The 23095-nt window shown below is 69.4% G+C and carries 22 protein-coding genes; 16 read left to right on the forward strand and 6 right to left on the reverse strand.

Going from position 1 to position 23095, the window contains the following annotated elements; all coding sequences use genetic code 11:
* The first annotated feature begins 15 nt into the window (after positions 1–15).
* Positions 16–1308, forward strand: coding sequence for a DUF4832 domain-containing protein (locus Aco03nite_RS14350; protein ID WP_203795577.1), 1293 nt, complete (start codon positions 16–18; stop codon positions 1306–1308).
* A gap of 51 nt (positions 1309–1359) precedes the next feature.
* Here Aco03nite_RS14350 and Aco03nite_RS14355 read toward each other — a convergent pair whose 3' ends face one another.
* From Aco03nite_RS14355 to Aco03nite_RS14365, 3 genes are read right to left on the reverse strand one after another with little or no spacing between them, the layout of a single operon-like run.
* On the reverse strand, positions 1360–2898 hold the full coding sequence (locus tag Aco03nite_RS14355; protein WP_203795578.1) for a CotH kinase family protein: 1539 nt from the start codon (positions 2896–2898) through the stop codon (positions 1360–1362).
* Complete coding sequence (locus Aco03nite_RS14360; protein ID WP_203795579.1) at positions 2898–3575, reverse strand: DUF4956 domain-containing protein; 678 nt, start codon at positions 3573–3575, stop codon at positions 2898–2900. The genes Aco03nite_RS14355 and Aco03nite_RS14360 overlap by 1 nt, the downstream gene beginning before the upstream one ends.
* A gap of 5 nt (positions 3576–3580) precedes the next feature.
* Positions 3581–4357 carry a polyphosphate polymerase domain-containing protein gene (locus Aco03nite_RS14365; protein ID WP_203795580.1) on the reverse strand — a complete coding sequence of 259 codons (777 nt, stop codon included), beginning with the start codon at positions 4355–4357 and terminating at the stop codon, positions 3581–3583.
* Positions 4358–4522: 165 nt separating this feature from the next.
* On the opposite strand from Aco03nite_RS14365, the gene Aco03nite_RS14370 reads away from it, so the two are divergent.
* The 5 genes from Aco03nite_RS14370 to Aco03nite_RS14390 all read left to right on the forward strand — a co-directional run bounded on the left by Aco03nite_RS14370 (position 4523) and on the right by Aco03nite_RS14390 (position 10380).
* Positions 4523–5710: a sensor histidine kinase gene (locus tag Aco03nite_RS14370; protein WP_203795581.1), complete on the forward strand. Its 1188-nt coding sequence runs from the start codon at positions 4523–4525 to the stop codon at positions 5708–5710.
* Positions 5704–6375 (forward strand): response regulator, encoded by a 672-nt coding sequence (locus Aco03nite_RS14375; protein WP_203795644.1) that lies wholly within the window; start codon positions 5704–5706, stop codon positions 6373–6375. Before Aco03nite_RS14370 ends, Aco03nite_RS14375 begins: the two co-directional genes overlap by 7 nt.
* Before the next feature lie 122 nt (positions 6376–6497).
* Complete coding sequence (locus Aco03nite_RS14380) at positions 6498–9560, forward strand: efflux RND transporter permease subunit (protein ID WP_203795582.1); 3063 nt, start codon at positions 6498–6500, stop codon at positions 9558–9560.
* Between the two features lie 136 nt (positions 9561–9696).
* The gene (locus Aco03nite_RS14385) at positions 9697–10206 is read left to right on the forward strand and encodes a hypothetical protein (RefSeq protein ID WP_203795583.1); all 510 of its coding nucleotides are present in this window, start codon (positions 9697–9699) and stop codon (positions 10204–10206) included.
* Positions 10207–10227: 21 nt separating this feature from the next.
* Positions 10228–10380 (forward strand): hypothetical protein, encoded by a 153-nt coding sequence (locus Aco03nite_RS14390; RefSeq protein ID WP_203795584.1) that lies wholly within the window; start codon positions 10228–10230, stop codon positions 10378–10380.
* Positions 10381–10404: 24 nt separating this feature from the next.
* Here Aco03nite_RS14390 and Aco03nite_RS14395 read toward each other — a convergent pair whose 3' ends face one another.
* The 3 genes from Aco03nite_RS14395 to Aco03nite_RS14405 form a co-directional block, all read right to left on the reverse strand.
* Positions 10405–10980 carry a GNAT family N-acetyltransferase gene (locus Aco03nite_RS14395; RefSeq protein WP_203795645.1) on the reverse strand — a complete coding sequence of 192 codons (576 nt, stop codon included), beginning with the start codon at positions 10978–10980 and terminating at the stop codon, positions 10405–10407.
* A 95-nt stretch (positions 10981–11075) separates the two neighbouring features.
* Complete coding sequence (locus Aco03nite_RS14400) at positions 11076–11990, reverse strand: ion transporter (protein ID WP_203795646.1); 915 nt, start codon at positions 11988–11990, stop codon at positions 11076–11078.
* A 47-nt stretch (positions 11991–12037) separates the two neighbouring features.
* On the reverse strand, positions 12038–12979 hold the full coding sequence (locus Aco03nite_RS14405; protein ID WP_239145158.1) for an NmrA/HSCARG family protein: 942 nt from the start codon (positions 12977–12979) through the stop codon (positions 12038–12040).
* Positions 12980–13142: 163 nt separating this feature from the next.
* Here Aco03nite_RS14405 and Aco03nite_RS14410 point away from each other — a divergent pair, with 163 nt between their 5' ends.
* From Aco03nite_RS14410 to Aco03nite_RS14455, 10 genes are all read left to right on the forward strand, one after another.
* On the forward strand, positions 13143–13553 hold the full coding sequence (locus Aco03nite_RS14410; protein ID WP_203795586.1) for a response regulator: 411 nt from the start codon (positions 13143–13145) through the stop codon (positions 13551–13553).
* A 98-nt stretch (positions 13554–13651) separates the two neighbouring features.
* A complete protein-coding gene (locus tag Aco03nite_RS14415) occupies positions 13652–13834 on the forward strand; it encodes a Flp family type IVb pilin (RefSeq protein ID WP_203795587.1) in 183 nt (60 codons plus the stop codon).
* Positions 13835–13883: 49 nt separating this feature from the next.
* Positions 13884–14258, forward strand: a complete 375-nt coding sequence (locus tag Aco03nite_RS14420) for a TadE/TadG family type IV pilus assembly protein (protein WP_275415869.1) — start codon at positions 13884–13886, stop codon at positions 14256–14258.
* 118 nt (positions 14259–14376) lie between these two features.
* Positions 14377–15168, forward strand: a complete 792-nt coding sequence (locus Aco03nite_RS14425; protein WP_203795589.1) for an RcpC/CpaB family pilus assembly protein — start codon at positions 14377–14379, stop codon at positions 15166–15168.
* Positions 15169–16344 (forward strand): CpaE/TadZ family protein, encoded by a 1176-nt coding sequence (locus tag Aco03nite_RS14430; RefSeq protein ID WP_203795590.1) that lies wholly within the window; start codon positions 15169–15171, stop codon positions 16342–16344.
* Complete coding sequence (locus Aco03nite_RS14435; RefSeq protein WP_203795591.1) at positions 16341–17768, forward strand: TadA family conjugal transfer-associated ATPase; 1428 nt, start codon at positions 16341–16343, stop codon at positions 17766–17768. The genes Aco03nite_RS14430 and Aco03nite_RS14435 overlap by 4 nt, the downstream gene beginning before the upstream one ends.
* Entirely contained in the window at positions 17762–18724 is a 963-nt protein-coding gene (locus tag Aco03nite_RS14440) for a type II secretion system F family protein (protein WP_203795592.1), read from the forward strand. The genes Aco03nite_RS14435 and Aco03nite_RS14440 overlap by 7 nt, the downstream gene beginning before the upstream one ends.
* Position 18725: 1 nt before the next feature.
* Positions 18726–19643 (forward strand): type II secretion system F family protein, encoded by a 918-nt coding sequence (locus Aco03nite_RS14445; RefSeq protein WP_203795593.1) that lies wholly within the window; start codon positions 18726–18728, stop codon positions 19641–19643.
* A gap of 48 nt (positions 19644–19691) precedes the next feature.
* Positions 19692–21356, forward strand: coding sequence for an ABC transporter ATP-binding protein (locus tag Aco03nite_RS14450; protein WP_239145159.1), 1665 nt, complete (start codon positions 19692–19694; stop codon positions 21354–21356).
* Positions 21353–23092 (forward strand): ABC transporter ATP-binding protein, encoded by a 1740-nt coding sequence (locus Aco03nite_RS14455; protein WP_203795594.1) that lies wholly within the window; start codon positions 21353–21355, stop codon positions 23090–23092. The genes Aco03nite_RS14450 and Aco03nite_RS14455 overlap by 4 nt, the downstream gene beginning before the upstream one ends.
* Positions 23093–23095 lie beyond the last annotated feature (3 nt).

Consider the following 23095-nt stretch of genomic DNA (forward strand, 5'->3'; position numbering starts at 1 on the left):
GCCGACTGTGCGCCCATGCGTTCCTTCCCGGCCGGCCGTTTTGTCATGGCCGGCGTCGCCTCGCTCGCGCTCGTCCTTTCGGGGGCCGCGCCCGCCCTGGCCGCGCCCGCCTCGGTGACCCGCACCTATGCCGGCACCGATGCGGTGATCGCCAACCCGGGGCGCGGGTTCTTCACCTATACCGAGACGCACCTGCGCGGCGACGGGTCCGGGTGGGAGCCGCTGGCCGCCGCCGACCTCACCGCCGCTGGTCACACCCTCGTCTTCCGGATCGTCTACCTGGAGAAATACCAGGCCGTCGACACGATTTCCGCCGCTGACCTGGACCGTTTCCGCGCCGACCTGACCACCGCGCGCAAAGCCGGGGTGAAGCTGGTGCTGCGGTTCGCCTACACGGCCGATTCGGATCACGACGCCACGCCCGACCGCACGGTCGGACATATCCAACAAATCGGGAATGCGATATCGGCTGACGCGGATGTCGTCGCCGCCGTTCAGGCGGGATTCATCGGGCGCTGGGGCGAGTGGTACTACACCCGCAACTTCACCCGCACCGACCAGAGTGATCGCAAACGGGTGCTGGACGCGCTGCTGGCGGCGGTTCCGTCGACGGTTCCGGTGCAGGTGCGCACTCCGGCGTTCGCCCGGCGGCTGGCACCCGGCAACACCCGGGTCGGTGTGCACGACGACTGTTTCCTGGCCGGGGACGACGACTACGGCACCTACGCCGGGGACGACCGGGCGTGGTTGGCCGCGCGGGGTGCCACGACGCTGGTCGGCGGGGAGACGTGCGATCCGTCGGCACGATCCGGGTGGGCGAACGCGAACAAGGAGATGGCCGCTTACCACTGGACCTATCTGAATCCGTCGTTCAACGCCGACGTGCTCGACTCCTGGGGCGCCACGGGCCGCACCGAGGCGGCGAAACGGCTCGGTTACCGGTTGCGCCTGGTCAAGGCGGTCCTTCCGGCTTCGGCCAAGGCGGGTGCCAAGGTCCGCGTCTCCTTCACGATCACCAATCTCGGGTACGCCGCCCCGGTCCAGAATCGGCCGGTCCGCCTGCTCGTCGGTTCCCGGGCCGTCACTCTCGCCACCGACGTGCGCACCTGGCTCCCGGGGAGGACCGTGACGGTGACCGGCACGTTCACGGCCCCGGCGGGCTCGTATCCGCTCGCGCTCAGCCTGCCCGACCCGTCGCCACGGCTGGCGTCCACACCCGCCTACGCGATCCAGCTCGCCAACACCGGACTGTGGAACGCCACCACCGGCCGGAACTCGTTGAAGGCCACCCTGAAGGTGACCCGCTGACCAGCCCGGCCGGCTGCCTTGGGGGGTCTTGGCAGCCGGCCGGGCATTCCATCAGCTTTTCGTGACGAATTCACTGGTCGCCAGGAACTGGGTGCGTTCCCGGATCAACGTGGTCAGACTCTCCGCCTCGGTCGCGGTGGCCACCGGGTCCGAGCCGTCTACGGTGCCGATGACCTGCACGATCTCGTTGAGCCGATTCAGGGCCGCGGCATTGCCGTAGATCTTGTGGTAGAGCGCTTCGTACTGCTGCTGGTAGACGTCTGCGAAAGCCGTACCGGCAAGGAATCGCTCTTTGAGCTGGTGACCGCTCATGAAGCCACCCCGGCCGCCACCTTGGGGCATCTCCATGCCCTCCGGTGGCTGGAAGTCGCCGCCCGGCCGGCCGCCGCGCATTCCGCCGCCGCCCATGCTCACCGACTCGGTCGGCTCCTGGGTGGCGGAACCGGACAGGGTCAGGTTGTAGTCCCAGCCGACCACCGAGAACTTCCGGGTCGTCAGGTCGTACCAGAGGTAGTAGTTGCGCCCCGGACCGGCCATGTCGTCGAAATTGATCAGCAGGTTCTGGGTGGCGACGTATCTGGCGAACGACTCGACGTCGATGTGGTCGCCGAGATGCGCGGCGAACTCGGCGTCGTCGGCCGTGTTCACCCACCTGATCAGGTCGATGACCGGCTGCAGATCCTGACTGCCCTTCTTGTTGATCTGCTTGAAGTCGTCGGCGTACTCGGTCTGGTCGTCGCCCTGGTCGGTGAACTGGCTGGTCGACAGGCTCTTGTAGAGCACCCCGTTGTCGCCCAGGTCGTCGGCGAAGTTCTCGTCCGGGTGCTCGACGATCAGGCGTGCGGTGGTGGGCCGGTCGTTGACGGTGAAGCTGGTGTACGAGTACGCCTGCGCGGGTTCCCCGGCCGCGGCCAGCACGTCCAGCGACACCGCCTCGTTGAGCACTGTCGCGCCGCCACCCATGCCGCCGACCTGGACCGAGATCTCCCGGTGCCCCTGGTAGCGGCGTCCGTCGACGAACTCGTCGAAACGGATCAGCCAGGGCAGGTTCTCGGGTTCCTCGGCCTTGAGTTCGGTGCGGCCCCCGCCGCCCATCATGCCGCCGCCGGGGAAACCGCCGCCTTGTTGATCTCCGCCTGGAAAACCGCCGCCGGGCATACCGCCTCCTTGACGGCCGCCGCCGCGCCCGGTCTGGCGGGACTCACCGTTGCGGGTCAGACTCTGCAGCGTGGAGTTGCCCTTCAACCGGATCCCGACGCTGGGCAGACTCGTCCCGTCCAGCGTCAGGTCGGCTTCCAGGTACTCCTTCTCGTTCTCGTCCCAGAACGCGTCGAGCAGTCGCTGGTAGTCCTCGTCCCGGAACGTGATCACGATGCGGTGTGCCTTACTCGTATCAAAAAGGTCGGTGGTGCCGGCGATGTCGACCGTCACCTTGTCGCCGTTCTCGTCGCTGGCGCTGGTGACCAGCGGCGCGACCCGCACCGTGCTGAACACCACGGCGAACGCGAGCAGCGTGGCCGCGCAGGTGGCGAGCAGTTTCCAGTAGTGCCGGACGCGGACCGGGATCCGGTGCACCAGTCGGCGCTTCATCACAGGTCCGTCTGGTCGTACCCGGTCAGGACGGTGACGCGCTGCCCGCCGGTACGTTCGCCGAGCTTGGCGATCAGCTCGCTGGGCTCGATGCCCTTCTTGAGCCGGACCGTGTACATCAGCTCGGTGAGCGCCCCGCCGCGGATGCTCTCCATGCTGACCAGTTCGAACTCGCTGGTCAGCCCGATCAGCACGTCCTGGATGTGTTCGGTGTAGTTGCCGTCCGGCGGGATCTGCACCTTGACGACCTGGCGCTGGACGTTGGCGGCGAACCAGTTGAACCGGAACATCACCAGGATGATCAGGCTGATCGCGACGGCGGCGACGACGGCCAGGGTGTAGAAACGGGTGCCGGCGGCCATGCCGACGCCCATCACCAGGAAGATGAACCCGACGTCCCGGGTCTCCTTGATCGCGTTCCGGAAGCGGACCACCGACAGGGCACCGACCAGGGCGAACGCCCGGGCGATGTTGGAGCCGACGACCAGCATGATCAGGGCGATCAGCATGCCCAGGATGACGAGCGTCTGCACGTACGACTGGGAGTACGACACGTTGCGGTGGGTGAACCGGTAGACCCAGGCGATGAACGCGCTGAGCACGAACGACAGCGACAGCGCGATGGCGATGTCACCGACGCTGAACGTGCCGGACAGATCCTGTACTTCGAAGGGCATGGTGGTCAGACCTCGACGGTTTCGGTATCGGGGATGTGGAAGATCGAGCGCGGTGCCCGGCCGAAGGCCTCGACGCTCTGGCAGTACTTGGAGACCCGCACGACCGACATGTTCAGCCGGGCGGCCAGATCGGTGAGCCAGTACGGCACCCGTTCGTTGGCCTTGAACTCGATCACCGACAGCCGGGCCGGCACGATCAGCCGGTTCTCGGTCTCGGCGGCGAAGTCGAAGTCCCGGTCCCGGCCGCGGATCCGGTGGTCGAAGGTGACCCGCAGGCCCAGGTCGGACTCCCGCCCGACGAACGCCTCCCGCTGGTAACCGGTCATCGCGACCGGCCGCAGGTCCAGCATCGTGACCAGTTCCAGGACCTCTTCGACGAAGGCCGTCGAGGACGGGTCGTGGTCGATCATCCGCCGCCTGTCGCACAGGTCACGGGCCAGGTGGTACGGCAGCGCCACCCGCCGTTTCTGGGTGACCCGGTTGACCCGCTGCTTGATCTCGACGTGCACCTCGGTGTCGTCGCCGACGTTCGTGCGGTCCCCGTAGTGCCGGACCCGCAGTTTGCGCCGGAACTTCAGCCCCTCGATCTTCTCCCAGTAGAACCGCAGGTCACGGGTGTCGTAGTAGGTGCTCCACACCCCGTACCCACCGGCGGTGGCGTGACTGTCGGCATCCATCCGGGCGGCTACCTCGGCCCGCAGTTCCGGGATCTGATCGCTCGGCAACAGGTACTTGATCTCGTACCTGTTGAACGAGCGGAGAGCGCTCGACGGTGGTCTCATGCCCCATATCTAGGGTTACCGGGAACAAGGGAAGCTCGATGAATCCTGTGAATCACGTGAGAACGCCAGGTGAACACCCGGTGGATCTACTTCAACGGCGGTAGTGATCGCTACCACCGTTGCAGGACGCCCGTACCGCGGCCCGGCACTACCGTGGAAAGCGCCATGGACAGCAACATGAACGGCCTGATCTGGCCCATCCCCCGCGCCTGGGCCGCCCGGCACCCGACGATCATCGACTCGCTGCTCGCGGTGACGCTGTGCGCGTTCGCCGCCACCGCCTATCTCAAGGCCGAGACCCTGCCCGACGGCCGCCGGATGACCACCTTCGACCTGATCGTCTCGGTGGTGGCCGCCGGAGCGGTGGCCGGCCGGCGGCGGTTCCCGCGCACCCTGCTGATCCTGGTCACCGCCGGGCTGGCCGCGCAGTACACCATCACCCAGAACCGCATCCCGCTGCTGATCATGGCCGGGGCGATCGTGTCGTACACCGTCGCCTCCCGCACCGACCGCCGCACCACCTGGATGCACATCGCCGGCAGCGGCTTCGCCCTCTACCTCGCCGACGCCATCCGCAGCCGAGACCTGTTCGCCCTGGACAGCCTGCCGGTGCTCACCTTCCTCAGCATGGCCGCCGCGTTCGGCGACGCCACCCGCAGCCGCCGCGCCTACCTCGCCGAGGTGGAGGAACGCGCCCGCCGCGCCGAACAGACCCGCGAGGAGGAGGCGCAGCGCCGGGTCATCCAGGAACGGCTGCGCATCGCCCGGGAACTGCACGACGTGGTCGCCCACCACATCGCGGTGATCAGCGTGCAGGCCGCCGCGGCCAGCCATCTGCTGGACAAACGGCCCGAACAGGTGCGCCCGGCCCTGGATCTGATCCGGCACTCCGGCGACGACGTACTGAAGGAACTGTCGTCGATCGTCGGGGTCCTGCGGCAGTCCGACGACCCGGTGGTGACCACCGAACCCACCCCCGGCCTGTCCCGGCTGCCCGCCCTGCTCGACACCCTGCGCGCGACCGGGCTGGACGTCCGTCTCCAGTCGTGCGGCACCGAACGGGAACTGCCGGCGATGGCCGACCTGGCCGCCTACCGGATCACGCAGGAGGCGCTCACCAACGCCCACAAGTACGGCACCGGCTCCACCGCACTGACCCTCACCTGGGACAACCGGGGCCTGACCATCGAGGTGATCAATCCGGCCCGGGGCGATCGGGCCGCGGGCTCCGGGTACGGCATCGTCGGGATGCGGGAACGGGCCGTCGCCGCGGGCGGAACACTGGAGGCCGGCGAAACGGGTGACGGGCGGTTCCGGCTGCTCGCCGTACTACCTTTTGAGGAAAAATCGTGATTCGTGTACTGCTCGCCGACGACCAGGCCCTGATCCGGGCCGGCTACCGGATGATCCTCGACTCCGAACCGGACATCGAGATCGTCGGCGAGGCCATGGACGGGCGCGAGGCCGTCGAACTGGCCCGCACCGCCCGCGCCGACGTGGTCCTGATGGACATCCGGATGCCCGGCATGGACGGCATCGAGGCCACCCGCCGGATCGCCGCCGACGACGACCTGGCCGGCGTGCGCATCCTGGTCCTCACCACGTTCGAGAACGACGACAACGTGATGCTCGCCGTCCGGGCCGGCGCCAGCGGTTTCCTCGGCAAGGGGGTCGGCGCCGACGAACTCATCCACGCCGTCCGGGTCGTCGCCGCCGGGGACGCCCTGCTCTCCCCGAAAGCCACCCGCGGCCTGCTCGACCACCTCACCGCCCAGCCCGGCCCCGGGCCCGCCGTCACCACCACCGCCCTGGACGACCTCACCCACCGGGAACGTGAGGTGCTGGTGCTCGTCGCCAACGGCTACACCAACGAGGAGATCGGCGAGCGCCTCTTCCTGTCCCCGCTGACCGCGAAAACCCACGTCAACCGCGCCATGACCAAACTGGGCGTACGGGACCGCGCACAGCTCGTGGTGGTCGCGTACCAGAGCGGACTGGTCAACGTGCCCCGCGGCTGAGCGGACGCTGAGAGCACACCCACAGCGGTGGTATTGCGTGTCCACAGCTACCGCACACGCGGTACCGGATCGGACTCCCGCTGGACGACGAATCCGGCACCGGAATTTTCCAGACTTCTGGTGTGTCGATATTCGCCCGTCTCAGCCTCGCCAACCGCAAACTGGTGGCCATCGTCGCCGCTCTCGTCGTAGCGCTCGGCTGCTACGCGGCGGCCTCCCTGAAACAGCAGCTGCTGCCCGACCTGTCGTTCCCGGCGGTCACCGTGTCCGCCGCCTACCCCGGCGCCGGGCCGGAGGTCGTCGAGCAGCAGGTCACCGTCCCGATCGAGGACGCCGTCGGGAACCTGACCGGTGTCGAGTCGATGAGCTCCACCAGCCGGCAGGGCTCCACCCTGGTCATGCTGTCGTTCGCCTTCGGCACCGACATCGACGACGCGTCCGCGCAGGTCACCCAGGCTCTCGCCAAGGCCCGCCTGCCGCAGGACGTCGACCCGCAGGTGATGACCGGCAGCACCGGCGACATGCCGACGATGACCCTGGCCGCCACCGGCACCACCGCCGAGGCTCTGAACAGCCACGTCGTGCCCGCCCTGCAGGCCGTCGACGGCGTCAACGAGGTCTCCGTCTCCGGCGCCCGCGAACAGACCGTCACCGTCACGCCTGCCAAGCCGGCCGACACCCAGGCCATCGCGACCGCCCTGAGCACTCTCGGCGGCACCTCCGCGGCCGGGTCGATCACCTCGGACGGGCGCGACCTCAGCCTCGCCGTCGGCTCCGCGGTCACCTCCCTGGACCAGATCAAGAACCTCTGGATCACCTCCGGTACGACTCCGGAACAGCTGAAGGACATCGCCGCTGTCGAACTGACCGACGCTCCGGCGACCTCGATCACCCGTACCAACGGGGAACCCAGCCTCGGCGTCTCGCTCACCATGGACCACGGCGGCAGCTCCTCCGCCATCTCCACCGACGTCCGCGACCTGCTCCCCGACCTGACGAAGCAGCTCGGTGACGGCGCCGCCCTGACCGTCGTCTCGGACAACGGCCCGGCCGTCAAGGAATCCGTCGACGGCCTGCTCGAAGAGGGCGCGCTCGGCCTGCTGATGGCCGTACTCATCATCGTGATGTTCCTGCGGTCCGCCCGGTCCACCCTGGTCACCGCGGTATCGATCCCACTGTCCCTGCTGATCGCACTGATCGCCCTCTGGGCCGGCGACTACTCGCTGAACATCCTCACTCTCGGCGGCCTCACCATCGCTGTCGGGCGGGTGGTCGACGACTCGATCGTGGTCCTGGAGAACATCAAACGGCATCTCGGGTACGGCGAGGACCGCCGCGACGCGGTGATCACCGCCGTTCGTGAGGTCGCCTCCGCCGTCACCTCGTCCACCCTCACCACCGTCGCGGTGTTCCTGCCCATCGCGTTCGTCAGCGGCATGGTCGGCGAACTGTTCGGCTCCTTCTCGATCACCGTCACCGTCGCCATGCTCGCCTCGCTGCTGGTGTCGCTCACCGTCGTCCCGGCGCTCGCCTTCTGGTTCCTCAAGGCCCCGAAGGACTCCGCCGGCGTCGACCCCGACGAGTACCGGCAGCGCGTCGAGGCCGAGGAGCGCCAGGGCCGCCTGCAGCGGATGTACCTGCCGGTCATCAATTTCTCGGTACGCCGCCGCAAAACCGTCCTCGGCATCGCCGGCGCCCTGCTGATCCTCACCGTCTTCATGGCCGGCGGGCTGAAGACCAGCTTCATCGACAGCGACGAGGCGACCAGCCTCAGCGTCACCCAGACCCTGCCGCCCGGCACCGACCTGACCACCACCGACAAGGCCGCCCAGCAGGTCGAGAAGGTCGTCGCCGACCTGGACGGCGTCGAGTCCTACCAGGTCACCATCGGCTCCGGCGGCAACTTCTTCGGCGGCGCGGGCGGCGGCAACAGCGTCTCCTACACCCTGAACCTCGCGGAGGACGCCTCCGCCACCGAGGTCTCGGACACCCTCTCGGCCGCGGTCGGCAAGATCACCGGCGCCGGTGAGATCAGCGTCGGCTCCGCGGGCGGCGGCTTCGGCGGCAGCGACATCGAGGTGTCCGTCACCGCCGACGACGACGCCACCCTCAAGACCGCCACCGCCGCGGTCGCCGACACCCTGGCCGGCGTCACCGAGGTCACCGGCGTCAGCAGCGACCTGTCCGAGAGCGCCCCGCAGATCAGCATCGTCGCCAAGGGTGAGGCGGCGGCCCGCGCCGGCCTCACCGACCAGGCCATCGTGTCGTCGCTGCGGCAGGCCGTGCAGGGCAGCACCGTCACCCGGGTCACCCTGGACGGCAGCGAGCACGAGGTCGTCGTCACCACCGGCGCCGACGCCCCCACCAGCCTCGCCCAGGTCAAGGCGCTCACCCTGATGACCGCCACCGGCCCGGTACGCCTGGACAAGGTCGCCACCGTCACCCAGGTCGACGGCCCGGTCCAGCGCACCCGCATCGACGGCGACCGCACCAACACGGTCACCGCCACCCCGGTCGGCGACGACACCGGCGCCGCCAGCACGGCCGTCCAGACCGCCCTCGACGGCCTCGAACTGCCGGCCGGGGCGTCGTACGAGATGGGTGGTGTGACCTCCCAGCAGGACGAGGCGTTCGTCCAGCTCGGCCTGGCCATCGTGATCGCCATCGCCCTGGTGTTCCTGATCCTGGTGGCGGTGTTCCGTAGCATCCGGCAGACCTTCGTCCTGCTGGTGTCCATCCCGTTCGCGTTCGTCGGCGCCATCGCCCTGCTGCTGGTCACCGACACCGCCCTGGGTGTGGCCGCCCTGATCGGCATCCTGATGCTGATCGGCATCGTGGTCACCAACGCGATCGTCCTGATGGACCTGATCAACCAGTACCGCGAACGCGGCATGAGCGTCACCGAGGCGGTCGTCGAAGGCGGCCTGCGCCGGCTGCGGCCCATCCTGATGACCGCCCTGGCCACCATCTTCGCGCTGCTCCCGATGGCCCTGGGCATCACCGGCGCGGGCGGTTTCATCTCCCAGCCCCTCGCGGTCGTGGTGATCGGCGGCCTGGTCAGCTCGACGCTGCTGACCCTGGTCCTGATCCCGGTCCTCTACACGATGGCCGAGTCCCGCCGGGACCGCGCCACCACCCGCCCGGAGCCGGCCCCCGCCGAGCCCGAGCTGGTGACGATCGGCTGACCGGAACAGATCGGCGGGGGTCACCTTTCACCGGTGGCCCCCGCCGATCTGTCGTGATCGTCTTTTGTGGATACTTTTGTCCCGATCCTCTATGTTGGCGGAACAGTGTTTCCCTCAACGAAACAGGGGGCCGGGCATGCTCACCGTGCTCTTCGGATCGATCGCCGTGGCCGAAGCCGTCGTGCTGGGCCTGGTCATCGCCCTGCACAGGCGCCGCCCCGACACCGCGTCGCTGCTGCCGGCAGCCGTGATCCTGGCCCTGATCTGGGACAACGCCATCGTCGCCACCGGCACCGCAATCGGCGCCGGTGACACCCTGCGGGCCCTGTCCTACCCCCGCTTCGTCGCACACGCCCTGCTGGTGCCCCTGCTGATCCCGGTCGGTGTCGCCCTCTGCCGGGCCCACGGCATCCGGTTTCTGAGCAACCGCCCGGTCAGAGCCGCCTCGACCACCCTGACGGTGACCCTGATCGCGGTAGGCCTCTGGCAGGACGTCCGAACCCTCGACCTGCAACCGATGTCGTACGCGGGAACCCTGCGCTACACCAACGAGGCAGCCCACGGAGCCCCCATCCCCGCCGTGGCCACCATCCTGGTGCTGATCGTGCTGGGCGCCATCCTGCTGTCCAGAACCCGAAGCCCCTGACTCCTGGCCGGTTCACTGGCGATGTTCGTGGCCGCGGCCCTGGGCGTACTGGCGTTCTGGCTGGGCAACGTAGGCGAACTACTGCTGATCCTCGGCATCTACGCCACAGCCGCCCGGACTCCACAGCCGACGTCGGTGAGCCCGCCCGTGACCGCACAGCACACCGGCGCCTGAACACACGCACTGCCGGGCGACCGCCTATTGGCGCATGACCCAGATCGGCAGCGGATCACTCACCTCGGCGACCACTTCCCAGCCGGCCCGGCGGTAGAACTCCACGTTCTCGGGCCTACTGGTCTCCAGGTAAGCGGGAAGCCCATCGGCAGCGGCCCGCCGAAGCCCTTCGGCCATGACGACCCGCCCCAGCCGACGCCCAGCAGCAGCCGGATGAGTCCCGAGCACCCCGAGATACCAGAACGGCAGACTGGGAAACGCGGCATGGACCGCATCGTCATACCGCCGCACCCGTTCCCGAGCGTCTGCCGAAAGCCCCGAGATCTCCGAGACCTCGGCGTCTACCGGTTCGTCGCCGCCCGGAGGCTCCCAGATGGCGACCGAGGCCCCACCTTCAACGGTCCAGATGGCTTTCCTATGAACCCGCTTGTCAAAGAGATGCCCGAAGAAGGCTCCCGCCTGCCCCGCATAGTCCGCATCGGCGGGAAAGAGAAACCGTAGAACCGGATCCCTCACAAACGCAGCAACGAGCGTCCCCACAACCCGTTCCCGATCCCTGACCCCAGCAACAGAAACCCCCGAGCCCACAGTCACGCCCATGAACACTACCGCCACCCCTAGACCATCCTAGGAGGCTGGGCTCCTCCCTGATCCGGGGCGCCTGGCTTGCGGGGCGTGGCGGGACGGGTGGATTTCTAGGATGCCGTTGGGCGTACCACCTCTTGCAGGGTTTGCTCCGGGGTTCTCGGGGTCGGTGGGGTGACCGTCAGCTGGGACTCCAGGGCGTCCAGAGCCTCCCGCAGCTTCGCTATCTGGTGGTGGGCCGTGGTGTCGACCGGCGGGGGCTCCATCGGGATGGGTGGGCCGGCCTGTTTGCCGCGGCTGGCCGCCTGTTCCGCCTCGTGGGCCTCCTGCAGCGCGGTCAGGACCAGGCCGACCAGCAGGTTGGTCAGCAGGAAGCAGGCGGCGACCATGTACGACACGTAGTACGGGACGGCCCACGGGGTGACGTCCCGGCCGTTCTCCAGGATGTCGGTGATGCCGTCCAGGGAGAGCAGCAGGAACAGGCTCAGCATGGCCTGTCCTACCGTTCCGTACTTGTCCGGCTCGGCCTTGCCGAAGAGCATCCAGCCGAGCATCGCGTAGCCGTATATCACCAGCACCGTGATCAGCAGGAAGCTGCCCAGGCCGGGGAGGCTCTTACGGATGCCCACCAGGATGACCCGCAGGCTGGGGAACAGGCGGAAGGCCCGGACGATGCGGGCCAGCCGCAGGAGTCTGAGCAGGGTGACGTTCTCGCGGATGCCGGGGATCAGCGGGGCCACGATGATCGCCAGGTCGAAGATGTTCCAGCCGTCGCGGAAGAAGCTCGACGGGCGGTTCAGGCAGGCGCCGAAGCGGATCAGCAACTCGCCGACAAAACCGGCTATGCACAGGTGCTCTATCAACTTCAGGTATGGTCCCGCGACGGCCGCGACACTGGAGTACGTCTCCAGGCCGAGGCACGTCGCGTTGACCGCGATGACAGCGAATCCGGCGATGCTGAACCAGGGCGCGCCGACTATCGCCAGACAGCGCGCTGCCAGGTCTCTTCTGAGCGTTCTCAGGATGCGTCTCCCAGCCGAATCTTCGCGAACGGCCGCATCCTATGACATAACTACTTCGTCGGGATGGTGTGGCCGTTCGTGTCCAGCCACTGGTCGAACGTCATCAGTTCGGGGTTGAGCCTCCGCACCGCGTCCAGGTCGCGGACTCCGGTGAAGTAGTCCTCGAACTCGGTGTAGTACTGCAGCATGTTGCCCGCCTCGTCGGCGCCGGGGAAGCCGAGGTCACGGTAGGCGTCGTGGGTCAGCGGGCGGTACACCACCGGCTCGCCGACGGCCCGGGGCAGGCCGGCCGCGACCTGTTCGCCGGTCAGGTGCTCGCCGGCGATGTGCACGGTGCGGCCCGCGTACTCCTCCGGTCCGGCCTTGAGCAGACCGTAGGCGGTCCGGCCGATGTCGTCGACGGCGATGCCGGCGAGCCGGGCGTCACCCATCGGCAGGGTCAGCGTGAGCACGCCGTCCGCGTCCCGGGTCGCGCCCCAGCCGGTGGCCAGGTTCTCCCAGTAGAACGTGGTCCGCAGGAAGGTGGCCGGCACCCCGGCCGCGGTGAACAGCGCGTCGGCCTCGGCCTTGGCGTCGAAGTGCGGGACCTTGTACCGGCCCTGCAAGGTCGGCATCCGGGGGTCATCGGCCGGAACGTGGTCCCGGGTGTCCTCCAGGGTCGACCAGATCACGTGCTGCAGACCGGCCCGCTTGGCGGCGTTGGCGAGGTTGCCCGCCTCCTCCAGCTCCTTGTCGGCTGACATGTGGGCCCAGAAGTTGGTCACCAGGAAGGCGCCGTACGCCCCGGTGAATGCCTCGACCAGGCTCTGCTCGTCGTAATTGTCCGCCTGGACCACCTCAGCGCCTAGTTTGACCAGTTCCTGGGCGCGGGGCGAGGTGGCGTCGCGGGTGACGGCGCGGACCGTGTAGTCGCCGGACGGGTCCGCCAGGATCGCCTTGACGAGGCCGCCGCCCTGGGCACCTGTCGCACCGACGACAACGATGGTCTTCATCTTCACCACTTCTTTCAATTTTGAAGGACTGCCCCGCACAACCGCCGCCGGGCATCGATCATTCCCGATCGACTGAGACGGTGGTCACGTCCGCTTTTCCGATTCCGGGACGGCCCGCGAGCTTCGGTCGATAGCGTGGATGCGAGTCCGGGCGGAGAGGATCATGTGGAAAACCGCTGAACAGCAGGGGCCAGTGGTGTTGCTGGTCGAGGACGACGAGGACCTGCGGGAGCTGACCGCGCAGATGCTCGAGATGCGGGGCTTCGTCGTTCTCTCGGCGAAGGATCCGGTCAGCGCTCTGATGGCCTGCCGGGTCCACGACGGCAGCATCGACGTCCTGCTGACCGATCTGGGACTGCCGGGCGTCTCCGGCGGAGAACTCTCCCGGTCGGCGGCGGCGGTCCGGCCGGGCATGAAGGTGGTTTACGTGTCAGGCGTCCCTGAGGAGATCGCGATCAAGCGTGGCTTGATCAAAGCGGGCTCGCCATTCATCTCAAAACCGTACACGGCGGACGTTCTGGCCGGCACTCTGCGCACTGTCCTGGCCCAGACCTCGCCGACCCCCAACTGGTGACCGTTAAGCAACCGAGGCTGGCTCATGCCCCGACGAACTCTTCCGATTCATAGGGCACAGGCCAACGGGGGGTTGGCCACGGAACGTGAGGAAACACCATGGAGCAGATCAAGTTTCTCATCGGCTACCTGCGCACCATGCACAAGTCCGAGGAGGGTGCCACGATCGTCGAGTACTCCCTTCTTGTCGCGCTCATCGCCGCCGCGCTCATCACGGCGATCGGGCTGCTCAGCGACAACATCGAGGGCTTGCTCGGCCGCGTCACCGGCTCGCTGCTCTGACTCCGTCCGGCCTCGCCCCGGGCGACTCCGGGGCGAGGCCGGTGCGGCAATCGTCGAGATGGCGATCGTGCTGCCGGTCCTGTTGCTGATCCTCTTCGGGATCATCGACATGGGACGGGCCCTGCAACAGAACATCCAGCTCACCCAGGCGGCCCGGGAGGGTGCCCGGCTCGGTGCGCTGAGCGGCACCACCACCGACGTGAAGAACAAGATCGCCTCGATCGTCGGGTCCGGTGTCGTCCTCAACTATCCGACCAACGGACTCCAGGTCTGCGCCGGCTCCGCGATAGCCGGCACCGACGCGACGGTGGTGGTGGAACGACAGTTCCGCGCCGTGACGCCGGTGATGGCCTGGATCACCCGCAGCGGCGGGTCCAGCACGCTCATCCTGCGCGGCAAGGGCGTGATGTCCTGCGTAGGCTGACCCGCTCTACGACAACACCCTTGCCGGTGGCACCCTGGTGCCACCGGTTTTTGCGTTACCCCAGCTCAAACGTGGTGATTAGCCTGTTCGGGTGACCTTTACCTGCAAAGGTGAAGGCATGCGACGGCGCGTGCTGATCCTGCTGGCCGCGCTCCTTCTGGCGATTGTCAGCGGGGCGGCGATCATCTCGTACGTCCGCGGTGCGGACAAGCGGGCGGTCGAGGGCAAGCAGGGTGTCTGGGTCCTGATCGCCCGGGAGCGAATCCCGGTGGCGACCAGGGGCTCGGACGTGAAGAATTTGACCGAACGGATCCTGGTTCCGTCCGAGACCGTCCCCGAGGGGACGCTCACGGCCTGGGATTCCGCCCTGGACGAGCTGCTCCTGGTGGCTCCGCTGGAGAAGACCCAGCTGCTGCTGCGAACCCTCTTCCAGACGACGCTCCCCTCGGCGGCTCCCTCCCGGCGGATGACGGTGCCCAGCGACATGCTCGCGGTGACCGTGGCGCTGAGCGTGGCGCCGCAGGTGGCCGGCGACGTGGCGGCCGGTGACCAGGTCACCGTCTACGGCACGTGCCCGCTGCAACCGGACAGCACCAACAATGACCCGCCGAGGACCGCCGCGCTGCTGCCCCGGGCCCAGGTGCTGGTGATCGGGGAGGCGCCGGAGCCGGTGCCGACCACCGCGCCCGCCCCGATGGTGTCCGGTTCGGCTTCGCCTCAGCCGGAGAAGAGCCCCACCCCCACACCGACCGGCAAGTACGACCGGTACACGGTCACGCTCGCGGTCGACCCGAAGGACGCCCAGCGGCTGATCCAGGCGTCCAAGTACTGCGGGCTCTACCTGGCCCTGCTCGGGGCCCAGGTGACGGTGACGCCCGGAGACGGCGTCGACACGAAGGGGCTGTTCTGAATGAGCCTCTATGTCTACGTCGAACCCGACGAGGCCCGGCGCACCGAGGTCGGACCGGCGTTCCGTGAGGTCGGCTGCACGATGCTGACCAGCATGGCGGACCTGGAGACCCATCTGCCGCGCTACCCGGAGACCATTCTGGTGATCCTGGGCGCGACGGTGGATCTGGGCGAGGCGCTCATGTTCACGGCGTACCAGCGGCTCCAGAGGCCGTTGATCGGTGTGGTCCTGATCCGCCGGGTCATCGAGCCGCAGGTGGTGCTGGAGTGTCTGCGCTCCGGGGTCCGGGAGATCGTCGACGAGGCGGACAACGACGGTCTGCGGGCCGCCACGGTCCGTTCGGTCGATCTCTCCAAGGCGCTGAGCAGCACCCTGCGCGGTACCGCCGAGCAGGCCCCGTACGCCCGGGTGATCACGCTCTTCGCCGGCAAGGGCGGCTGCGGCCGGAGCATGGTCGCCGCGAACCTGGCGGTGGCGCTGGCCGGTGGCGCGCGGCGGGTGCTGCTGATCGACCTGGACCTGCAGTTCGGGGACGTCGCCATCATGCTGCGGCTGTCGCCGGACCGGAACATCGCCGGTGGGCTGTCGATGAGCGGGCGGCTGGACGAACCGGGCCTGCGCTCGATCATCTCCAGTCACCGCACCGGCCTGGACGCGCTGCTCGCCCCGCCCAGCCCGGCCGAGGGCGAACGGGTCAGCCGCGAGTTCATCGTGGAACTGCTGGACGTGGCCCGGCCGCTGTACGACTACATCGTGGTGGACACCCCGGCCGTGGTCACCGACCAGGTGCTGGCGGCCCTGGACATGTCGGACTGGTTCATCCCGATCGTCACGCCGGACCTGCCGACCCTGAAGTCCGTCCGGCTCACCTCGGAGATGTTCGACCTGCTCGACTATCCGAAGGAACGCCGGCTGCTGGTCTTCAACCGGGCCAACACCCAGGTCGGCCTCACTCCGCAGGACGTGGAGGAGGCGGTCGGCATGCCGTTCGCGGTACAGGTGCCGTCCAGCCGGGACGTGCCCGTCTCGGTCAACCAGGGTGAGCCGCTGACCATGACCGACCCGATGCACCCGGTCAGCCGCGCGATCCGGGAACTGGCCGACAGGTGTTCCGGTGTCACCACCGAACCCGTCAAGGAACGCAAGTTCTTCGGCATCAGGAGGCCCGCGAAATGAGCCTGTCCGCACGACTGGCCGCGGCCCAGCAGTCCCAGCAGCAACAACAACAGCAACAGCAACCGCAGCAACAACAGCCGGCCGGGCAGCCGCCGACCGACCGGGGGAACGCCTCCGGCACCGACAGGTACCGCGCGGCCAGCCGCCCGCAACAGCAGAACGACCAGGTCAACGAGGTCCGGTTACGGATCCAGCGGCGCCTCGCCGACGAACTCGGTCCCACCCTGTACGGCAGCGACCGGAACCAGGACGACGAGGAACTGGACGTCAAGGTCCGGGAGTCGCTCAACGAACTGCTGGCCCGGGAGGAGACCCCGCTCTCCGGCGCCGACCGGGCCCGGATCGTCCGCGAGGTCGTCGACGAGGTGCTCGGCCACGGCCCGATCGAGTCGCTCCTGCGCGACCAGTCGGTCACCGAGGTCATGGTCAACGGGCCGAACTTCGTCTACGTGGAACGGTTCGGCCGGATCGAGCGGGTCGCCGCCGAGTTCGACAACGAGATGCACCTGCGCCGGATCATCGACCGGATCTGTTCCCGGGTCGGCCGGCGGGTGGACGAGTCCAGTCCGATGGTGGACGCCCGCCTGCCCGACGGCAGCCGGGTCAACGCGATCGTGCCGCCGATCGCGCTGGACGGGTCCACCCTGACCATCCGGAAGTTCGCGGCGGTGCCGCTGACCGTGGCCGACCTGCTCAACTACGGGACACTGACCCGGAACGCGGCCGAGTTCCTGGAGGGCTGCGTCCGCGGGCGGCGCAACGTCGTGGTCAGCGGCGGCACCGGCTCCGGCAAGACCACCGTCCTCAACGTGCTCTCCAGTTTTGTGCCGACCGACGAGCGGATCGTCACCATCGAGGACGCCGCCGAACTGCAGCTGGTCCAGGACCATGTGGTCCGGCTCGAGTCCCGGCCGGCGAACTCCGAGGGCCGGGGCACCATCACCGCCCGCGACCTGGTCAAGAACGCGCTGCGGATGCGCCCCGACCGGATCGTCGTCGGTGAGGTCCGGGACAGCGCCGCCCTGGACATGCTGCAGGCCATGAACACCGGCCACGACGGGTCGCTGACCACCCTGCACGCCAACTCGCCGCGCGACGCGCTGTCGCGGATGGAGACCATGGTCCTGATGGCCGGCATGGATCTGCCGAGCCGCGCGATCCGGGACCAGATCACCTCGGCTGTCGACCTGATTCTGCAGGTCAACCGGTTCAAGGACGGCTCTCGCAAGATCACCCACATCACCGAGGTGGTCGGCATGGAGGGTGACGTCATCACCTTGCAGGACATCTTCCTGCACGAGTACGCCCCGGACGCCCGCGGAGGCCAGCTGAAACCGACCGGGATCCGGCCGAACTTCGCCGACGCGCTCGTACCGTACGGGGTGACGCTCAACCAGAACCTCTTCGCAGGCCGCGGATGGTGACATTGATCCTGGTCGCGCTGCTGGTCACCGCGACCATCTTCGGCTTCGGATACGTGGTGCTGGATCTGATCTTCGGGAAGACCCCGATCCAGCGCCGCCTCTCCGTGCTCCGGCGCTTCCGGGTCCGGACCGTCACCCAGGACGATCCCCTGCTGCGGCGCCTGCTGGTCTCGGCCGGCGAACAGCTCGACACCATGCCGCTGATGGTCCGCCTGGCCGCGCGGGACGAGCCGATGCTGGACCGGCTCGGTGGCGCGATGAAGCCGACCGAGTACCTGGCCGTCCGGTTCGCCACCATGATCGGCGCACTGGTGGTGTTCCTGTTCCTGCTGCCGCCACTGTTCGCGATCCTGTTCGGCCTGATCGGCGGCTACCTGATCTGCAGCTTCGTCCTCAGTTTCCGGGTCAGCCGGCGGGAACGGCAGTTCGGCGACGACCTGCCCGGCGCCCTCAACCTGATGACCAGCTCGCTGCGGGCCGGCTTCACCCTGAACCAGTCGGTCGAGGCGGCGGTCCGCGACGACGGCGGGCCGGTCGCCACCGAACTGCGCCGGGCCCTGGCCGAGACGCGGATCGGCGGCAGCTTCGAGGACGCCCTGGAACGGGTCGGCGAACGGATGCACAGCAACGAGATGTCCTGGCTGGTGATGGCCCTGCGGCTGCAGCGCGAGGTGGGCGGCAGCCTGGTCGACGTCATGCAGACCACCTCCGACACGATGCGCGAGCGCTCCTACATCAAGCGGCACGTGCGGGCGCTGTCCGGTGAGGGCCGGATCTCGGCGTACGTGCTGACCGGTATGCCGCCACTGACCGCCCTGGCCATCCAGCTCACCCAGCCGGGCTATCTGAAGCCGCTGTTCACCGAACCGATCGGCATCCTGCTGCTGGTCGTCGCGCTCACCGGCATGGGACTGGGCGGGCTCTGGCTGCGGTCGGTCGTACGGGTGGAGGTCTGACGTGGGTGGCGTCCTGCTGATCATCATCGCCGTGGCCGCGCTGATGGGCGCGATCGCCCTGGTCGCGGTCGCCTCGACGCTGCCCGAACTGCGCCGCGACCGGATCATGCGGACCCTGGCGGTCTTCACCGGCCGGTCCGACGGCAGCCACGTCAACCGCCAGGTGTCACCGCTCGGCCAGGCGGTGCTGAACCTCGCCGAACGGATCGGCATCCTGCTCAGCCCGCCCGGCGACCGGGTCCGGCTGCACCGGATGCTGGAACTCGCCGGCAACCCGGTCGCCTGGCCCGTCCAGCGGGTGATCCGGCTCCGGCCGATCGCGATGGTGGTGCTGGCGCTGCTGATGTCCGGGGTCGGCAACACCTTCAAGGGCGAGCCCGGGGCGATCGTCGGCGCCGGTATCGGGGTGGTCCTCGGTTACGCGCTGCCGCTCATCCTGATCTACAACGCGTCCATCAAACGGCAGGAGGCCATCCAGCGGGCCCTGCCGGACGTGATGGACGTGCTGGTCATCGGGGTGGAGGCGGGTCTCGGCCTGGACTCGGCGATGGATCAGGTGGCCCGGAGCACCCGTGGCCCGATCGCCGACGAGCTGCACCGCGCGCTGCAGGAGATGCGGCTGGGCGTGGCCCGGTCCGAGGCCCTGCGGGACCTGTCCAACCGCACCACGGTACGGGACCTCAAACGCCTGGTGACCGCACTGGTCCAGGCCGGCGAACTGGGCATCTCGGTGGCCCCGATCCTCCGTGAGCACGCCGCCGACCAGCGGATCCGGCGCCGTCAGCGGGCCGAGGAGGCGGCACAGCAGGTGCCGGTGAAGATGCTCTTCCCGATCCTGTTCTGCATGTTCCCGGCGATCTTCGTGGTGATCATCGGCCCGGCCGTGATCTCGCTGGTCAAGACCTTCTCCAACAGCTGATTCCGGTTAGGTTAGCCTGACCTCACTCACTGTGGGGAAGGGCCGGAAGTGACTGTTCTGAGTAGAGCCCTGCGCCGCCAGCGGGGCCGCATCACCGCCAGCGTGGCGCTGGTCTGCCTGCACCAGACCGCCGAGGCCATGGTCCCGGTCGCGATCGGCCTGATCATCGACCGGGCGGTGGCCACCTCGGACACCCCGGCGCTGCTGATCTCACTGGCCCTGCTGGCCGGGCTGTTCACGATCCTCGCGATGGCCTGGCGGTTCGGCTCCCGGATCGGCAACGAGGCGGTCGAACGCGAGGCCCACCTGCTGCGGGTGGAGATCGCCGGCCGGGCGCTGGACCCGCGCGGCCAGCGGTCCGGGATGCGCGACGGGGAGTTGCTGTCGGTGGTCGCCTCGGACACCGAACAGGCCGTGCAGGCGGTCCGGGCGGTCGCGTTCATCGCCGCCGCATGCACCGCGCTGGTCGTCTCGGCGGTCGCGCTGATCGTGGTGGAACCGCTGCTCGGGATCGGGGTGCTGCTCGGCGTACCGCTGGTGGTCCTGGGTCTGCAGTCGCTGGCGCCGCTGATGACCCGGCGCAGCGAGGCCCAGCAGGCGGCCCTGGCCGCCACCACCGCCCTGGCCGTCGACCTGCTCTCCGGCCTGCGGGTGCTGCGCGGGCTGGGGGCCCAGCACCACGCGGCCGGGCGGTACGCCGGCGCCAGCGGCCGGGCCCTGACCGACACGCTGCGCGCGGCCACCACCAAGGGGGTGCACCTGGGCCTGACCACCGCGGTGAACGGGCTGCTGCTCGCGACGGTCGCCGGGTTCGCCGGCTGGTTCGCGATCCAGGGCCGGATCACCGTCGGCGAGCTGGTGGCGGTGGTCGGACTGGCCCAGTTCATCGCCGAGCCGGTGCAGACGCTCGGCTTCTGCGTGCAGCTGCTGGCCACCGCGCGGGCGTCGGCCGGCCGGGTCACCCGGGTGCTGGACGCGAAACCCCGGGTCGAACCGGGCACCGCGGGCGTTCCGGCGCCGGGCCCGGCCCGGGTCGAGATCGATCAGGTGGGGTACGGCGAACTCGACGGCCTGACCCTGCGCCTGCACGACGGCGAGATCCTGGCCGTACTGGCCGGATCCCCGCGCGAGGCCGACGAACTGCTCACGCTGCTGACCGGCGGGGTGTCCCGGGACGACTACCGGGGCACGGTCCGCATCGACGGCGTGCCGCTGGAGGACCTGGCCCTGGACACCGCCCGCCAGGTGGTGCTGGTGGAACGGCACGACGTGACACTCTTCGCCGGAACCGTCCGGGCCAACATCACGCTGCGCGGCGAACTGGACGACGCGGTGGTGTCGGCCGCGGTCGCCAACGCCGCCGCCGAGGAGGTGCCGCTCGACCAGGACCTGGTGGAACGCGGCGCCAACCTGTCCGGCGGGCAGCGGCAACGGCTCGCCCTGGCCCGGGCGCTGGCCACCGACCCGCCGGTGCTGGTGCTGCACGACCCGACGACAGCCGTCGACGCGGTGACCGAGGGCCTGATCGCGGACCGGCTGGCCGGCGCCCGCGACGGCGCCGGGCGCGCCACCCTGATGGTCACCAGCAGCCCGGCGCTGCTGCGGGCCGCACACCGGGTGGCGGTGCTGGACGGCGGCCGGGTGGTCGCCGAGGGAACACACGATCAGCTCGTCGCCTCCGACGAGCGCTACCGTTCGGCGGTCCTGCGATGAATCAGCTCCTTCCGGTGGCCGGCCCGCGGGAGACCTGGCGGGCCTTCGGCGCCGAGTTCGCCCGGATGCCCCGGCTCAGCACGATCGCGGCGGCGCTGCTGATCGGCGCGGCGGCCAGCATGCTCGTCGCTCCGTGGGTGCTGGGCCGGCTGGTGGACGCGGTGATCGCCGGGGCCGGGCTGGACGAGGTGATCGGGCACGCCCTGGTGATCGGGGCGGCCTCGGTCGTGGGTGGTCTGCTGACCGCGGCCGGGGCGGCGGTCGCGGCCCGGCTCGGCGAGACCGTGGTGGCCCGGCTGCGCGAGAGGGTGATGGACCGGGCGCTGCACCTGCCGACCGCCACCCTGGAACGGACCGGCACCGGCGACCTGGTGGCCCGGGCCGGTGACGACGTCGCGGTGGTGGCGAACGTGCTCACCGGCGGCGGCCCGGCCCTGGTCAACGCGCTGCTGTCGGTGGTGCTCACGGCCGGCGGGCTGTTCGCGCTGGACTGGCGGCTCGGGCTGGCCGGGCTGGCCGCGGTGCCCGGATACGCCCTCGCGATGCGGTGGTACCTGCCGAAATCGGCGCCGTACTACACGCGGGAACGGATCGTGGCCGGGGAACGGTCGCAGGCGATGGCGGGCGCGTTGCACGGGGCGGCGACGGTCCGGGCGTACCGGATCGAGGCCGACCAGGTGGGCCGCATCGCCGACCGGTCCGAGGCGGCCCGGGACCTGTCGCTGGACGTGTTCAAGCTGTACACCCGGTTCAGCACCCGGATGAACCGGGCCGAGTACTTCGGGCTGGCCGCCGTGCTGATCGCCGGATTCCTGCTGGTCCGGTACGACCTGGCGTCGGTCGGCGCGGCCACCGCGGCGGCCCTCTACTTCCACCGGCTGTTCAACCCGATCGGCTTCCTGCTCATGGAGGCCGACACGTTCCTCCAGGTCAACGCGTCGCTGGCCCGCTTGATCGGGGTGGCGAACCTGCCCGGCCGGGCTACTCCCCCGGTCTCCTCCGAGCCGGTCGACAGCGGTCTGGAGGTGGTGGTCCGGGAGCACCGCTACGACGGCGGGCCGGCGGTGCTCTCCGACATCGTCCTCAAGGTCGCGCCCGGTGAGCGGGTCGCGCTGGTCGGCGCCAGCGGGGCCGGCAAGACGACGCTGGCGGCCATCGCGGCCGGGATCATCCCGCCGTCCGACGGGGACGTGGCGCTGGGCGGGGTGCCGTTGGCCGACCTCGGCGAGGAACGGGTCCGGCAGCGGATCGCCCTGGTCAGCCAGGAGGTGCACGTCTTCGCCGGGCCGCTCGCCACGGATCTGCGGCTGGCCCGGCCGGACGCCGGTGACGACGAGATGGTGGCGGCGCTGGAGCGGGCCGGGGCCGGTGACTGGTTCCGGGCGCTGCCGGACGGTCTGGCCACCGAGGTCGGCGAGGGTGGGCACCGGCTCACCTCGGCGCAGGCCCAGCAGCTCGCCCTGGCCCGGCTGGTGCTGGCCGGCCCGGCGGTGGCGGTGCTGGACGAGGCGACGGCGGAGGCCGGCAGCGCGGGCGCGCGGGATCTGGACCGGGCCGCGACGGCGGTCACCGAGGGGCGGACCACGCTGATCGTGGCGCACCGGCTGACCCAGGCGGCGGGCGCCGACCGGATCCTGGTGATGGATCACGGGCGGGTCGTCGAGGAGGGCAGCCACGAGACGTTACGGCAGGCCGGAGGCCGGTACGCACGGCTCTGGACCGCGTGGGAGCATTAGGTT

The organism is Actinoplanes couchii, assembly GCF_016862075.1.
In the GTDB taxonomy this organism is placed as follows: domain Bacteria; phylum Actinomycetota; class Actinomycetes; order Mycobacteriales; family Micromonosporaceae; genus Actinoplanes; species Actinoplanes couchii.